The 13696-nt window shown below is 60.2% G+C and carries 15 protein-coding genes; 3 read left to right on the top strand and 12 right to left on the bottom strand.

The features are described 5' to 3' along the window. Positions 1-102: 102 nt before the first annotated feature. The gene (locus ACOTZD_RS18695; RefSeq protein ID WP_003861226.1) at positions 103-1302 is read left to right on the top strand and encodes an NAD(P)/FAD-dependent oxidoreductase; all 1200 of its coding nucleotides are present in this window, start codon (positions 103-105) and stop codon (positions 1300-1302) included. 86 nt (positions 1303-1388) lie between these two features. Beyond that, on the top strand, positions 1389-2414 hold the full coding sequence (locus tag ACOTZD_RS18690) for a TerC/Alx family metal homeostasis membrane protein (RefSeq protein WP_003861227.1): 1026 nt from the start codon (positions 1389-1391) through the stop codon (positions 2412-2414). 60 nt (positions 2415-2474) lie between these two features. On the opposite strand, the gene ACOTZD_RS18685 is transcribed toward ACOTZD_RS18690, so the two are convergent. From ACOTZD_RS18685 to ACOTZD_RS18675, 3 genes are all read right to left on the bottom strand, one after another. Then, positions 2475-3137 carry an HAD family hydrolase gene (locus tag ACOTZD_RS18685; protein ID WP_003861228.1) on the bottom strand — a complete coding sequence of 221 codons (663 nt, stop codon included), beginning with the start codon at positions 3135-3137 and terminating at the stop codon, positions 2475-2477. 106 nt (positions 3138-3243) lie between these two features. Next, a complete protein-coding gene (locus ACOTZD_RS18680) occupies positions 3244-4038 on the bottom strand; it encodes an SDR family NAD(P)-dependent oxidoreductase (protein WP_022651983.1) in 795 nt (264 codons plus the stop codon). Between the two features lie 32 nt (positions 4039-4070). Next, complete coding sequence (locus ACOTZD_RS18675; protein WP_023314988.1) at positions 4071-4952, bottom strand: LysR family transcriptional regulator; 882 nt, start codon at positions 4950-4952, stop codon at positions 4071-4073. 99 nt (positions 4953-5051) lie between these two features. Between ACOTZD_RS18675 and ACOTZD_RS18670 the strand changes: the two genes are divergently transcribed. Further along, positions 5052-5558: a phenolic acid decarboxylase gene (locus ACOTZD_RS18670; RefSeq protein WP_003861232.1), complete on the top strand. Its 507-nt coding sequence runs from the start codon at positions 5052-5054 to the stop codon at positions 5556-5558. A gap of 60 nt (positions 5559-5618) precedes the next feature. Here ACOTZD_RS18670 and acpT read toward each other — a convergent pair whose 3' ends face one another. Genes acpT through ACOTZD_RS18625 form a run of 9 tightly spaced genes read right to left on the bottom strand, consistent with a single transcriptional unit; the run spans position 5619 to position 13696 of the window. Then, positions 5619-6212, bottom strand: coding sequence for a 4'-phosphopantetheinyl transferase AcpT (acpT, locus tag ACOTZD_RS18665; protein ID WP_058662705.1), 594 nt, complete (start codon positions 6210-6212; stop codon positions 5619-5621). A gap of 2 nt (positions 6213-6214) precedes the next feature. Next, on the bottom strand, positions 6215-7444 hold the full coding sequence (locus tag ACOTZD_RS18660; protein WP_174402169.1) for a beta-ketoacyl-ACP synthase: 1230 nt from the start codon (positions 7442-7444) through the stop codon (positions 6215-6217). Next, on the bottom strand, positions 7441-8172 hold the full coding sequence (locus ACOTZD_RS18655; RefSeq protein ID WP_026094333.1) for a 3-ketoacyl-ACP reductase FabG2: 732 nt from the start codon (positions 8170-8172) through the stop codon (positions 7441-7443). Before ACOTZD_RS18655 ends, ACOTZD_RS18660 begins: the two co-directional genes overlap by 4 nt. Next, positions 8166-8639, bottom strand: coding sequence for a hypothetical protein (locus ACOTZD_RS18650; RefSeq protein WP_059370278.1), 474 nt, complete (start codon positions 8637-8639; stop codon positions 8166-8168). Before ACOTZD_RS18650 ends, ACOTZD_RS18655 begins: the two co-directional genes overlap by 7 nt. Beyond that, a complete protein-coding gene (locus ACOTZD_RS18645) occupies positions 8639-9805 on the bottom strand; it encodes a beta-ketoacyl-[acyl-carrier-protein] synthase family protein (RefSeq protein ID WP_137041841.1) in 1167 nt (388 codons plus the stop codon). Before ACOTZD_RS18645 ends, ACOTZD_RS18650 begins: the two co-directional genes overlap by 1 nt. Position 9806: 1 nt before the next feature. Continuing rightward, on the bottom strand, positions 9807-10385 hold the full coding sequence (locus ACOTZD_RS18640) for a DUF3261 domain-containing protein (protein WP_045329987.1): 579 nt from the start codon (positions 10383-10385) through the stop codon (positions 9807-9809). After that, positions 10382-12703, bottom strand: a complete 2322-nt coding sequence (locus tag ACOTZD_RS18635) for an MMPL family transporter (RefSeq protein ID WP_174402170.1) — start codon at positions 12701-12703, stop codon at positions 10382-10384. Before ACOTZD_RS18635 ends, ACOTZD_RS18640 begins: the two co-directional genes overlap by 4 nt. Further along, a complete protein-coding gene (locus ACOTZD_RS18630; RefSeq protein WP_023314981.1) occupies positions 12672-13277 on the bottom strand; it encodes an outer membrane lipoprotein carrier protein LolA in 606 nt (201 codons plus the stop codon). Before ACOTZD_RS18630 ends, ACOTZD_RS18635 begins: the two co-directional genes overlap by 32 nt. Beyond that, on the bottom strand, positions 13274-13696 hold the full coding sequence (locus tag ACOTZD_RS18625; protein ID WP_174402171.1) for an acyl-CoA thioesterase: 423 nt from the start codon (positions 13694-13696) through the stop codon (positions 13274-13276). The genes ACOTZD_RS18630 and ACOTZD_RS18625 overlap by 4 nt, the downstream gene beginning before the upstream one ends.

Here is a 13696-nt window from a genome sequence, read left to right as displayed (position 1 = left end):
ATCTTTAAATATCAATGAAATGGCTTTGTAATATCTTTTTACGCTGGTGCGACCACTGAGGAAACTTTACAATCCGCGGCAGTTAACGAAGAGGATTTTGACGTGGAAAGGTTTGATGCCGTAGTTATTGGCGCCGGTGCGGCGGGTATGTTTTGTGCGGCGATGGCCGGACAAGCGGGTCGTCGCGTGCTGCTGCTGGATAACGGAAAAAAGCCTGGCCGCAAGATCCTGATGTCTGGCGGTGGGCGCTGCAACTTTACTAATCTTTATGTCGAGCCTGCGGCCTATTTGAGCCAGAACCGCCATTTTTGCAAATCTGCGCTGGCGCGCTATACCCAGTGGGATTTTATCGAACTGGTGGGTAAACACGGTATCGCGTGGCATGAGAAGACGCTGGGACAGCTGTTCTGCGACGACTCCGCGCAACAAATCGTTGATATGCTGGTGGCCGAGTGCGAGAAAGGCGGCGTAGTAATGCGCCTGCGCACCGAAGTGCTGGACGTCGCCCGTGACGAGCAGGGCTACACGCTGCAACTCAACGGTGAGACCGTCAGCGCCGATAACCTGGTGATCGCCAGCGGCGGCCTCTCGATGCCGGGGCTGGGCGCCTCACCGTTCGGCTATAAAATTGCCGAGCAGTTTGGCCTGAAGGTACTGCCCACCCGCGCCGGGCTGGTACCGTTCACGCTGCATAAGCCGCTGCTGGAGCAGCTTCAGACACTCTCCGGCGTGTCTGTACCGTCGGTCATTACGGCCGAAGACGGCACGGTGTTCCGCGAAAACCTGCTCTTTACCCATCGTGGACTCTCGGGGCCGGCGGTATTGCAGATCTCCAGCTACTGGCAGCCGGGGGAGTTTGTCTCCGTAAACCTGGTGCCGGACTGCGATCTGGACGCCTTCCTCAACGAGCAACGCGCCGCGCACCCGAATCAAAGCCTGAAAAATACCCTGGCGATGCAGTTGCCGAAGCGTCTCGTGGAGTGCTTGCAGGTGTTAGGGCAAATTCCGGATGTTGCGCTCAAGCAGCTCAACAGCCGCGAGCAGGAAACGCTGGTGGAGACGCTGACGAACTGGCGCGTACAGCCAAACGGCACCGAAGGCTACCGCACGGCGGAAGTGACGCTGGGCGGCGTGGATACAAACGAACTCTCATCCCGCACGATGGAAGCCCGCAACGTGCCGGGTCTTTATTTCATTGGTGAAGTGATGGACGTGACCGGCTGGCTCGGCGGGTATAACTTCCAGTGGGCGTGGGCCAGTGCCTGGGCATGCGCGCAAGCGCTGGCTGAAAAGAACGGTTAATATTTATTTTTTAGCGTGATGCCTCCTTAACGGGCCCACGCTTTTTATTGTGTGCATGGTGTTTTGTCTTCTTAAAAGGGTTGTCTATGTCTGCTGCTCATCTCGGTTTCCCGACGGAAACCGTTGTTGTCTTCGTGGTGATGGCCGTTGGGGCGATGTTTATCGACCTCTTCATGCACCGTCACGATAAACCGATCTCGCTGAAAAACGCGGTCATGTGGTCCATCTTCTGGGTCATGATGGCGATGGCCTTCGCCGGATTCTTATACGTGCACCACGGCGCGGAGATGGCCAGTCTGTTCCTGACCGGCTATGCGCTGGAAGAGGTGCTCTCCGTCGACAATCTGTTTGTGATGATGGCGATCTTCGCCTGGTTCGGCGTGCCGGATAGATATCGTCACCGCGTGCTCTACTGGGGCGTGCTCGGGGCGATTGTGTTCCGCGGTATTTTTGTTGCCATCGGCACCAGTCTGTTGAGCCTGGGGCCGTATGTTGAGGTCATTTTTGCGCTGGTCGTCGGCTGGACGGCGGTGATGATGCTGAAACGCAATGAAGAGAGCGATGAAGTAGAAGATTATTCCAACCATCTGGCGTACCGCCTGGTGAAACGCTTCTACCCGGTGTGGCCAAAAATCAGCAGCCATGCGTTTATCCTGACCCAGAAAGAGGTGGATGCCGAACTGGAGAAGCCTGAAAACAAGGATGTAATGGTAGGCCGCGTGAAGAAGGCGAAGCGCTACGCGACGCCGCTGCTGCTCTGTGTTGCGGTGGTGGAGCTGTCCGACGTGATGTTCGCCTTCGATTCCGTACCCGCAATCATTGCCGTCAGCCGTGAGCCGCTGATTATCTACAGCGCAATGATGTTCGCGATCCTCGGCCTGCGTACCCTCTACTTTGTGCTGGAAGCGCTGAAGCAGTATCTGGTGCATCTGGAGAAAGCGGTGGTGTTACTGCTGTTCTTCGTGGCGTTCAAGCTGGGGCTGAATGCGACCGACCACTTCTGGCATCACGGTTATAACATCGGCGCCACGGCAAGCCTGTTTGTGGTGCTGGGGGTACTGGCGCTGGGGATTATTGCGAGCGTGATGTTCCCGGGAAAACGTGAGGCCTGATGTACCGCTTTTCTCCCTCTCCCTGTGGGAGAGGGCCGGGGTGAGGGCACCGGGCCGCACCTAACCCTTAATTGGTGAATTTCGGCGCTTGCTCGGATGATGAAAATGCCGCCAGTGCGGATCCTGCGCCGCCGCCAGCAACTCGTGGTCGCCACGCGTGTCGCCCCAGGCGCGCAGGTGATACGCGTTCAAATCCCCATACACCTTCTCCAGCCTCGCCACCTTCTGGGCACACCGGCAGTTGTGGCCGGTGATCCGCCCGGTCAGCTTGCCGTCTTTCACTTCCAGCTGCGTGCCAATCAGCTTAATGCCGAGCTTATCGGCCCACGGCTGCAATACCAGCGCCGGGGAAGCAGAGCAAATCGTCACTTCCGCACCGGAATTGACCTCGTTGGCGACGGCCAGCACACCTTCCGGGCGCATCAGCTTGTTCCAGTATTTTTCACAGAAGGCTTCCGCCTGCTGACGTAACCAGTGCTCATCCACCCCCGTCAGGAAGGTTTTGATCAACACCTCTTTCAGCTCATCTCGCGTCAGCTTGCGGCGCACACAGTGCAGCGTAGGCAGGGCCATGCGCACCAGTCGGCCAGCAAAGTAGCGCTTGCCAAAGGCAAAGCGCAGGAACGGGATAAAACTGTCGTGGTGCGTCAACGTACCATCAAAGTCAAAGACAGAGAGCACGCTGGACTTCGCCACGGCTTCGTCGGCAATCATATTGGTCATAAATACGTCTTAGCTGAAATACACATTCTGTTCACTAGTTTACCTGCTTTACCTTCATAGTCCTTATATCAGGTCGCATTTTTTCCTGAACCTGTGGCCTGACGGGTCAAACTATGTCATCCACCACGCCACCGTCAACGCGCAGCGCCGCGCCGGAAGTCGCGGAGGCCTGCATGGAACAGACATACACCACCATATTCGCCACTTCTTCTACCGTTGCGGCGCGCTGAATAACCGAGCTGGGACGATTCTCCATCACGAACGCTTTCGCCAGCTGCTCCAGCGATTTACCGGTTCTTTCGATTTCGTCTTTCATCATCGCGGCAAAACCGTCCGACATTGTCGGGCCCGGCAGTACGCTGTTCACCGTCACGCCGCTGCCTGCCACGAACTTCGCCAGACCGCGCGCCAGCGAGAGCTGGGCGGTTTTTGTCACGCCATAGTGGATCATATCCGCAGGAATATTGCAGGCCGATTCTGACGAGATAAACACTACCCGACCCCAGCCCTTTTGTACCATGCCGGGCAGCAGGGCACGGGAGAGGCGCACGCCGGACATCACGTTGGTTTGCCAGTAGCGTTCCCAGGTCTCGTCGTCGGTGGAATAAAAATCCTGCTGGCCATAGATCCCGGCGTTATTCACCAGAATATCGACGTGCGTGGCGACCCTGAGCAGTTCGTCAACGCCCTCCTGCGAGCTCAGGTCGGCGATGGCGGCACGGACCTGTACGCCAGGCACCACCTGCTGTAGCGCCTGAATGCCTTTATTCACCGAGTCGACGCTGCGTCCGTTTACGATCACTTCCGCACCGCTCTCCGCCAGCCCGCGGGCGATGGCAAACCCAATACCGCCGGTGGACGCGGTCACCAGCGCTACTTTCCCCGTTAAATCGATTTTCATCGTTCACTCCTTGTCGTTTTATGGTTCAAAACTTAAAGCGTAGCAGTTGACGATGACGGCTCCTGCTTAAAAAGGCGCAACAGCGTCTCAACCTGCTCGTCCAGCGGGCTGAGGGAGCGTTTGACGATGAGGTGCAGCGGCGTGGCGCGACGTACGCCGTGGCTGAGCGGCAGCGTTTTAAGGATGCCCTGCTGGAGCGGGGTCTGAATGCGTTCTTCCGGTAACCAGCCGTATCCAACCTGATACATCACCGCTTCGATCGCGGCATCGATAGTGGAGAATGTCCACGACTCCCCGGTGGGGTGAGTGGTGGGCTGGCTGTCTGCGATCTGAATGCGCGGCCACGGCCGTAGCATCTCGTCATTAAGCGGCGTATCCAGCGAAAACAGCGGGTGCGCGTGATGCGCGACGGCAACAAAATCGATATTCATCAGCCATTCGCCCAGGCCGGTAATGTCCTGGCGGCGGGTTAAGACCATCACGTCGGCTTCATCATTGAGCGCATCTGCGCGGCTGTTTTCCAGAACCTCGGTAAGCCGCACCTGCGTTTGCGGGTACAGCTGCTGAAACTGGCGCAAAATCGCGAACAGCCGGCTACGCGGAAAAATACTGTCTACCATCAGGTCGATACGGGTTCGCATCCCGCTGCGCAGGGTCGCAGCGCGCGTTTCAACATAGGCGAAGGCTTTCAGCAGCGGTTTAACCTGATTCAGCAACAGCTCACCCGCCGGGGTTAGCACGGCACGCCGTCCCTCTGTCATCAGGAGCGCCACGCCCAGCCGCTCCTGCAAAAGCGACAGGTTATAGCTGACCGAGGACTGGCTGCGGTAGGTCTCTTCCGCCGCCTTAGCGAAGCTGCCAGCCTCGATGACTCTCTCCAGCAAGGCCCACTGTTCGAGCGTCGTCTTGTGCATAATTAATCTAAATTTTGGATGAATTTGATTCAAACATAGCGTTATTCATTCATTTTTTGAAGGGGTACGATCGTCTCATCAAAACAAAGGAGACATCGTATGAGCACCTTCGATAAACATGATTTAAGCGGCTTCGTCGGCAAACATCTTGTATATACCTACGATAATGGCTGGAATTACGAAATTTACGTTAAAAACGAAAACACCCTGGACTACCGTATTCACAGTGGTCTGGTGGGCAACCGTTGGGTGAAAGATCAGCAGGCCTACATCGTCCGTGTTGGGGAGAGCATCTATAAAATTTCCTGGACGGAGCCAACCGGTACTGACGTGAGCCTGATCGTGAACCTGGGCGACCGCCTGTTCCACGGCACCATCTTCTTCCCGCGCTGGGTCATGAATAATCCGGAAAAAACCGTCTGCTTCCAGAACGATCACATTCCGCTGATGAACAGCTACCGTGATGCCGGACCAGCGTATCCAACCGAAGTGATTGATGAATTTGCCACCATCACCTTCGTGCGTGACTGCGGTGCGAATGACGATAGCGTGATCAATTGCGCGGCCAGCGAGCTGCCTGCAAACTTCCCGGAAAATTTAAAATAAGATCGAGAACAACGTGAACGGGACATTGGCCATGTTGGTTTTAACCGGCATGGCCGTTTTTTATGCCGCAGGAATACCGGAGTAAGTAACCGCTTCCGCCGTTAAGGTGAAAGGCGTAGGGGTACAGACCGCCAGGCTCAGCGAGCCGAAGCGTAGCTGACTGACCGGGAGCGACTGGGCGGTGCTGTCAATGCTGACTATCTGCCACGCGCTGCCGCCACGCTGTTTGACGATTGCCTCTTTGCGTGTCCAGATGCGCCAGAATGCGGAAAGCTGCTCTTCCGGCGCTTCACGTTCCAGCTCGTCATGTTCGGTGAGGCTGAAAACGGCATTTGCCAGCGCCTGCCAGTTCTCCCGCGGGCGGATCACTTCGATATCGCAGCCCACTTCACCTTCATCGCTCATCAGCAGGGCAATATCGTCCCCGCTGTGGCTCAGGTTAAACCACAGCGGATGGCCGTTAGCGAAGGCCGGTTTTCCCTGCTCGCCGTAAATTATCTCGGGAAGGGGCAAGGGGGATAAGGTTCTGGCGAGCAGCGTCCGGCCTGCAAGCCAGGAAGCGTGTCGTGCACCCTGAGGTGCCATGTCTGCGAGCGTTGACGCCAGCGGGTCCGCGCTAAGGGTGGAGATCTTTCCCAGTACAAACTGGTACATAGTTACGCCCAGCGTTTAATGATTATCGAGGTATTGATGCCGCCAAAGGCAAAGTTATTGCTCTGAATAAATTCGCAATCAATCGGGCGGGTTTCCCCGATAATATAATCTAAAGCGCCGCATTGCTCATCCGGTTGTCTTAAATTGAGCGTCGGCGTGAACCAGCCCTCCCGCATCATGTGCAGACTCAGCAAGGCTTCCAGCGCGCCGCAGGCTCCCAGGGTATGACCGAAATAACTCTTTAAGGATGAGATGGGCACGCTGTCGCCGAAAATGGCGGCGGTCGCCTGACTCTCGGCGATATCCCCGCGATCGGTTGCCGTGCCGTGGGCAGAAATGTAGCCAATGTCCTGAGGGCCAAGACCCGCCATCGCCAGCGACTGCTCCATACACACCTGCATGGTTTCACGCTGGGGCTGGGTGATGTGCGCCGCATCGCAGTTGGTGGCAAAGCCCACGATCTCGCCATAAATTGTCGCTCCGCGCGCTCTGGCGTGATCCAGCGCTTCCAGCACCAGCGTACCCGCCCCTTCGCCAATCACCAGGCCATCGCGCTGAACGTCAAACGGCGACGGCGTGGTTTTTGGCGCGTCGTTACGCTGGCTGGTGGCAAACAGGGTATCGAAAACCGCCGCTTCCGACGGGCACAGCTCTTCCGCGCCGCCTGCCACCATCACCGTCTGGTAGCCGTGACGAATCGCTTCCCAGGCGTAGCCAATCGCCTGGCTGCCAGAGGTACAGGCGCTCGAGGTGGGGATCACCCGTCCGCGCAGGCCAAAGAACAGCCCGGTATTCACCGCCGTGGTGTGCGGCATCATCTGCACATAGGTGGTGCCGGTGATGTTGTGGGTGTGCTTTTCGGTGAGCATTGAGGCAAACTCGCTGACCGGCCCGGTGCTGCCGGTCGACGAGCCGTAGGCGATGCCGGTCTGACCGTTGGTCAGCACCGCGTCGTCGATCAGTCCCGCCTGCTCCAGCGCCAGCTCGGTGGCGCGGGTAGAGAGCAGCGACACGCGGCCCATGGCGCGAATGCGCTTACGGGTATAGTGAGCGGGGAGAGTGAAGTCTTCAATCGGCGCGGCGAGCAGGGTTTGCAGGCCGTCATACGCCTGCCACTCCGTCATGGTACGCACCGCATTTTCATACTCGCGCAGACGGCGCGAGATGGTCGGCCAGTCCTCGCCGAACGCGGTGACGCCGCCCATGCCCGTAATCACTACCCGGCGGGTCATAGCATGCCTCCGTTAATCGAAATCACCTGACGCGTCACATAGCCTGCTTTATCCGACATCAGGTAACTCGCCAGCCCCGCGACCTCCTCGGCTTGGCCCATACGCTGCATCGGGATCATCGACATCGCCGCGTGCAGTGCGGCTTCGTCCATTTCGATCATGCCGGTATCGATCAGCCCTGGCGCGATGCAGTTGACGGTGATTTTGCGTTTTGCCAGCTCGGTGGCGAGCGCTTTGGTGGCGCCGATGATCCCGGCTTTCGCCGCGCTGTAGTTCACCTGCCCACGGTTGCCCATAATGCCTGACACCGACGACAGGGTGATGATCCGCCCGCCCTTGCGGGTGCCGATCATCGGCATAATGCAGGGATGAATGACGTTATAAAAACTGTCGAGATTGGTGTGGATCACGCTGTCCCAGTCATCGTCGCTGAGCGCAGGAAATGCGCCGTCGCGGGTAATACCGGCGTTACTGACCACGCCATACCACGCGCCGTGGTCAGCGATCTCCTGTTCCAGCACCGTGCGGCACTGCTCGCGGTTGCCCACGTCGAAGGTGAGTAAACGGCCCGCGCCGCCTGCCTGGACAATCGCTTCCAGCGTCTCCTGCGCGCCCGCTTCATCACGATGGTAATGCACGCCGACGGTGAAACCGTCCGCCGCAAGCTGAAGGGCGATAGCGCGGCCAATGCCTTTGCTGGCGCCAGTGACCAGTACGGATCTCATGATGGTGTTACCTGGTTGAAAAGTGTGGTTAATTCTTCCTCGCTCGGCTGGAAGGTGTTCACGCGTCCCGTGGCGAGGGGGACACTATCCGCATGAATGGTGCACTCGAAGCTGCCAAAGCGTTCATCCTGCATCAGACGTTCGATGGTGATGGTCAGCGTGCTGCCTGCGGCAAAATGCCCTGCGTCGCACACCAGCTCGCGCGCGCCCAGCACCATGCCCAGCGCACAGTGCGGCAGCCCTTTTTGCATCCGGTGCCATTCAGACCAGACGCCCACGGTCTGGGCCATCAGCTCCAGCGCAAACCAGCCAGGCAGGTTGCCGTCCGCGTCCAGGAACGGGGCCAGAACGCCCCGTTCGTTCACCGTCACGCTGCAAACGGCGCGGTCATCGGTGACGCTTTCCACGCTCTCAAGCAGCAGCATCGGCGTGTCGTGAGGAAGATAATCCCCGGGAGGTAAGTAGTGCATCATACTCTCCCCAGCAGAAGGCTGGCGTTGTTGCCGCCAAACGCGAAGGAGTTTGACAGGATCACCGGTTTATTCAGCGGTGCGCTCTGGTGCAGTAGGCCGAAGGCGGGCAGGGTGTCGTCCGGCGCGTAGCGGGAAAAATCCTGCGGCGGCAGCGTCAGGCTTCGGGTCAGGATCAGCCAGCTCAGGGCGGCCTCGGTGATCCCCGCGGCGCCCAGCGTGTGGCCGGTAAGATGTTTCGTGGAGCTGCACGGCACGCGGTCGCCAAAGAGATCGTGGATCACCTGCGCCTCAATGCGATCGTTCAGCGGCGTGGCGGTGCCGTGCAGGTTGATATAACCGACGTCCGCCGCCGTCATGCCCGCCTCGTTCAGCGCCTGGTTGATGGCGCGGATCGCCCCTTCACCCTGCGGATGCGGGGCGGAAATATGGTACGCATCGCTGGATTCCCCCGCGCCGAGGAGCGCAACCTCGCCCGGCTCGCGGGTCAGCACCATCAGTGCCGCCGCTTCGCCAATGGTGATCCCCCGACGGTGGCGGCCAAACGGTTCGCACAGGGTCGGGGAGAAGGACTCCAGGCTGTTGAAGCCGTTGACCGGCATGCGGCTCAGGCTGTCGGCCCCGCCGACGATGGCGACGTCCACCAGCCCGGCGTCGATCAGGCGTCGACCGCTGATGATCGCCCGCGCGCTGGAGGAGCAGGCGGTTGAGATGGTATACGCCGGGCCGTCCAGCGCAAGCCAGCTGGCGAGAAAGCGCGACGGATCGCCCAGCTCCTGCTGCGGATATTGCCACTGCGGGCTGCGCTCGCCGTTCTGCGCGCGGCGCACGTACTCATCACCCTCGTCCAGTCCGGAGGTGCTGGTGCCCAGCACAACCGCCACGCGGTCTCGCCCCACGCGCGCAATGGCTGCATCGACGGCGGGCCGGATTTGCGCAAGCGCCGCCAGCAGCAGCTGGTTGTTGCGGCTGCGATGCGCAGAAAAAGACTCGGGGACAGGGGGAAGTTCACCCTCCACGCCTCCCAGCACGGCCTCGGGTAAGCCCTGTAGCCAGCCCGCACGTTGGCGCATCCCGGGGGCCACGCCAGCGATCAGGTTCGCCGCTATTTCATCAGCCGAGTTGCCGAGCGCGTTGACCATGCCAACGGCAGAAAGGTAAATCATCTCAGTCACCCAGATATTGAATGGTGATGTGGTAGTGAAAAGCGTGCTGCACAATGCTAATCGGTTCGCGCCTGCCGTTACGGTTCAGGTAGGCAATTTCCGTGACCAGCTTGCCATCGGGGTTGCGCAGTTCGCGTCTGGTGTCAGTATCGTTCAGCGTCCAGCCTTTCGGCAACTGCGGCTGCCAGGCGCTGAGCGGCCAGTGGCTCAGCATCACGTCGGCCAGCACCTGGCTGGCGGGCGGCAGCTGCGGCATCACAACCGACTGCTCGGTGTGGATCCCGGTGTCGTCGTAGGTGGCGAGGAACAGGCGGATCCCGACGGAGGAGAGGCCGGCAAGCGTCACTTTATTTCCGTCGGCGTTCAGCATCACCAGCAGCGACTGGGTCTGGCCTTTAAAACTGCCGGTAAGCAACTGCTGCGAGCGGATGGCAGGCGTGATGCCCGGCGGGGGCAGCGTGACGCGAGTGCCGGGCTGGAGCCAGGCCTGAGGGCGCGCGTCATCGCGGTTCGTCGTATGGCTACACCCCGCCAGCAACAGGGCCATCATCACTGCCGCCAGGCGAATGAAACGGGTCATGGTAAGTTCTCTTTGTTAGACGGCATCGCCAGCGGGGCGAGCAGGAACGCGGTGAAGATACCGCTCACCAGCACAATGCCAAAGCTGCTGATGGCCTGAGTGGTGCTGAATACCAGCATCCCCAGCGTCAGCAGGGTGGTCATCATGGCGAGGGTAATCGCCAGCATGGAGGTCAGCGGCGTGCCGCGCGGGTTGCTGAAAAACAGCGTGTAGTTGATGCCAATGCCGAGGACCAGCACCAGCGCCAGCAGGGAAAACAGGTTCACCGGATGGCCCGTCACGGCCAGCGCCGCCAGCCCGCCGCCCAGCGACAGCACGGACGGCACCAGCGCCACCAGCCCTTTTCGCCAGCCGAGACGTAGCATCGCGCCGCCGGCAATCACCGCCAGCGCCACGCCCAGCAGCCCCGACAGCAGCGAGCGGTAGAGCGCAAACAGGCTGTCGAAGCTGGCCTTACGGTCAACCCAGACGACCCCGGGATGGCGGGTGGCCAGCTCACCGAGCGCGGCGCTGTTTCTGACGCCATCGACCGGGACCAGCACACCGCTTTTGCCGTCCGGCAACGTCAGCCACAGCAAACGCCAGCCCTCGCTGGCCGGGCTGGCGAGCCACGCTTCCACGCTGACAGGCATGGCGTTCAGATTCGGGGCGACGGCATTCAGCCCCGTGCTTTGCAGCATTTTCACCACCGTCGGTGCGGCGTTGCGCAGCAGATGCAGATCGCTGTTCTGTCGCGCCAGCGAGTTCAGCGGCAGGGTACGCCAGCGGGTTAATTCACCGGCTTTTTGCGCCTGCGCCAGCGCCGGGGTAAATGCCTCCAGCCGCTCCAGCGTTTCCTGAGCCGACGCGCCATACACCACGAACCACTTCTGATCGACATTTTGCCCGGTCAGGGCGGTGATGGTTTTTTCCTGCGCCAGAATGTCCTGCGGCAGCGCCTGAAGCCGGGCGATATCGTCATCCACCCGCAGGCTGGCGATCCCGATGGCGGAGAGCAGCGCCAGTGCTACCGGCAGCCCGACGGAGAGGGCTTTACCGTCGCGCCAGGCGTCCAGCCAGCGCTGCATTATCCGTCTCAGGGGGACCGGGCGGACCGGCATGCCACGGCACAACCACGGATGCCAGAACATTACCGTCAGGCACGAGGCGCTCAGTCCTGCGGCGGCGAACACCGCCATCTGACGAATGCCGGGGAAGGGGGCCAGCATCATGAAGAGATACGCCACGACGGTGGTCAGCAGCGCCAGCAGCAGCGCGTTACGCACTTTTGCCAGGCTTTGCCAGGGCGAGTGTTCCGCGCCGTGCACCATCCGCTCCGTGAGGTAGTAAATCGTATAGTCCGCCGAGATGCCGATAATGCTCATGCTCATCACCAGCGTCATCAGGTGCAGCTCACCGAACAGCAGGAGCGTCACGACCGTCCCCGCCAGCGCGCCGATGGCAATGGAGAGCAGGCTCAGCAGCAGCGGACGCACGGAGCGAAACACCGACACAATCAGCAGGATCACCCCGAGCACCGTGGCGACGCCAAGCGTGGAAATATCGTTTTTAGCCTGCTGGCTGGCGTAATCGCTGTAGAACACCGTCCCGCGCGAGAGCAGCTGCGCCTGTGGATACTGGCTTTTCAGCGTCTGCTGCAACGCGTTGAGGGTGGTCACCAGCTGGTGGGTTTGCTGCATGTCAAACGACGAGCCCGCCAGCTCGCCGTGTAGCAGATACCAGTAGTTCCCGGCCGCATCTTTTGTCACCAGCCAGCCGTCCATCAGCTGCATCTTCTGGCTGTTCTTCGCCAGCGCGAGCTGCGCGCCGCGCATCAGCATCAGCGGATCGTTTTGCAGCTCCTTGCCGCTCACGCCGGAAAAGGCGGAGTAGAGCTGGGACAGGATCCACTGAGCCTGCGCTTCACCGCCGTTTTGCAGGCGGGCGCGGGTGGCCGGATCGACCAGGCCATTGCGGTGCTGCCAGAAGAAATCTCCCCAGGCCTGTTGCCCGGCGGCATCCAGCGGACCTTTTACGACACTCAGCGCCTGGCTGCGTTGCAGCAGGGTTAACCACTGCTGCGCCACGCGCGGGTCCGGCTGTTTGCCGGGGCTGACCAGCCAGATGAGCTGGCGGTCGAGGCGCTGCATAAATCCGTCGTTGAGAGCGGGAGGGATCGCGCCGAGCGTCTGTTTCGGCAGCATGGCGAGCACGCTGCTGTTCAGCCGCGCGCCAGGCAGCAGCGACAGCAGCACGCCCAGCAGGATCAGGCATACCGCGGCCCACAGCAGCGCCGGGCGCAGGGCGTTACGGTGCGGCAAAGCGCTGGCGTTCTGCATCAGTCAGGCGGGCGGGCGTCAGTTGGTGGCGGGAGAGGGCGATATCCGTCGTGTCGCCCTGCTTATCGTTCAGGCGAATGGATTCCAGATAGATCGCGCCCTTCAAATCAAGGGTGGAGAAAATCTTGTCCAGCGGCGTGGTGACGGGCGTCAGCACCAGCGACCAGCGGCCTTCGCCCAGGTCTTTGAAATCGACGCGGAAGTTCTCTTCCAGTACCTTGCGGTCGGCCTGGAACAGCGCCCGCAGCAGATGGTTGAACTGAAACATCTGCGGGTTAGTGTCGGCGGTAATGGTCTGCGGCGACTGACCGTTGAAGATCTGCACCATCCGTTTGTCATCCAGCAGCAGCGTCATCGGGAACGGCGCTTTTTGATCCCACAGCAGGCCATTGTCACGGGCGATTAGCATCTCCCCCTGCGAGCGCAGGGGCTGAGGCATATCCTTGATCGTGCGGGTCTGTTCGAAGTGTGCGCGCACTACCGGTTGCTCCGCAAACCGCTGTTGCAGTTCATCCAGCGTGACCGCGTTCACCAGCGGGCTTACCAGCAGCGCGAGTAGCGTTATCCATTTCATGGCGCGATCCCCATGCGTTCGAACAGAATGGCCGGGCTGACAAAGCACATCTCCCGGCTTGCTTCTTCCACCGCCACCTGAATGGTGTAGCCGGTGGTGGTGCGTTTCCCGGTTTGCGCGTCGAAGATTTGATAGGCGATGCGCAGACGGTTTTCAACCTCTTCAATGTGGGCGCGGATGCGAATGCGCTGATCGAAGGTCACCGCGTCGCGGTATTTCACCCGGGTATCCACCACCGGCCAGACGTAGCCGGACGCTTTCATCTGGCGATAGCCGTAATCAAACTGGTTGAGCAGCGCTTCGCGGGCAATCTCAAAGTAGCGGAAGTAGTTGCCGTGCCACACCACGCCCATCATATCGACGTCGTGGAACGGAACGGTGATTTCAACTTCAGCCGTAAAGCGGGGATCGGTCAGCAC

It is taken from the genome of Enterobacter cloacae complex sp. SHL022, assembly GCF_049237785.1.
GTDB classification, from domain to species: Bacteria; Pseudomonadota; Gammaproteobacteria; order Enterobacterales; family Enterobacteriaceae; genus Enterobacter; species Enterobacter hormaechei_C.
Note: the sequence above shows the minus strand (reverse complement) of the source record. Positions and strands in the feature narration are given on the sequence as shown.

Excerpts from the sequence above, each read along its gene's own strand:
- ACOTZD_RS18645 (WP_137041841.1), bottom strand. The coding sequence starts at position 9,805 with ATGATTTACCTTTCTGCCGTTGGCATGGTCAACGCGCTCGGCAACTCG.
- ACOTZD_RS18675 (WP_023314988.1), bottom strand. The coding sequence starts at position 4,952 with ATGCACAAGACGACGCTCGAACAGTGGGCCTTGCTGGAGAGAGTCATC.
- ACOTZD_RS18640 (WP_045329987.1), bottom strand. The coding sequence starts at position 10,385 with ATGACCCGTTTCATTCGCCTGGCGGCAGTGATGATGGCCCTGTTGCTG.
- ACOTZD_RS18685 (WP_003861228.1), bottom strand. The coding sequence starts at position 3,137 with ATGACCAATATGATTGCCGACGAAGCCGTGGCGAAGTCCAGCGTGCTC.
- ACOTZD_RS18635 (WP_174402170.1), bottom strand. The coding sequence starts at position 12,703 with ATGCAGAACGCCAGCGCTTTGCCGCACCGTAACGCCCTGCGCCCGGCG.
- ACOTZD_RS18650 (WP_059370278.1), bottom strand. The coding sequence starts at position 8,639 with ATGCACTACTTACCTCCCGGGGATTATCTTCCTCACGACACGCCGATG.
- ACOTZD_RS18670 (WP_003861232.1), top strand. The coding sequence starts at position 5,052 with ATGAGCACCTTCGATAAACATGATTTAAGCGGCTTCGTCGGCAAACAT.
- ACOTZD_RS18680 (WP_022651983.1), bottom strand. The coding sequence starts at position 4,038 with ATGAAAATCGATTTAACGGGGAAAGTAGCGCTGGTGACCGCGTCCACC.
- ACOTZD_RS18660 (WP_174402169.1), bottom strand. The coding sequence starts at position 7,444 with ATGACCCGCCGGGTAGTGATTACGGGCATGGGCGGCGTCACCGCGTTC.
- ACOTZD_RS18630 (WP_023314981.1), bottom strand. The coding sequence starts at position 13,277 with ATGAAATGGATAACGCTACTCGCGCTGCTGGTAAGCCCGCTGGTGAAC.
- ACOTZD_RS18690 (WP_003861227.1), top strand. The coding sequence starts at position 1,389 with ATGTCTGCTGCTCATCTCGGTTTCCCGACGGAAACCGTTGTTGTCTTC.
- acpT (WP_058662705.1), bottom strand. The coding sequence starts at position 6,212 with ATGTACCAGTTTGTACTGGGAAAGATCTCCACCCTTAGCGCGGACCCG.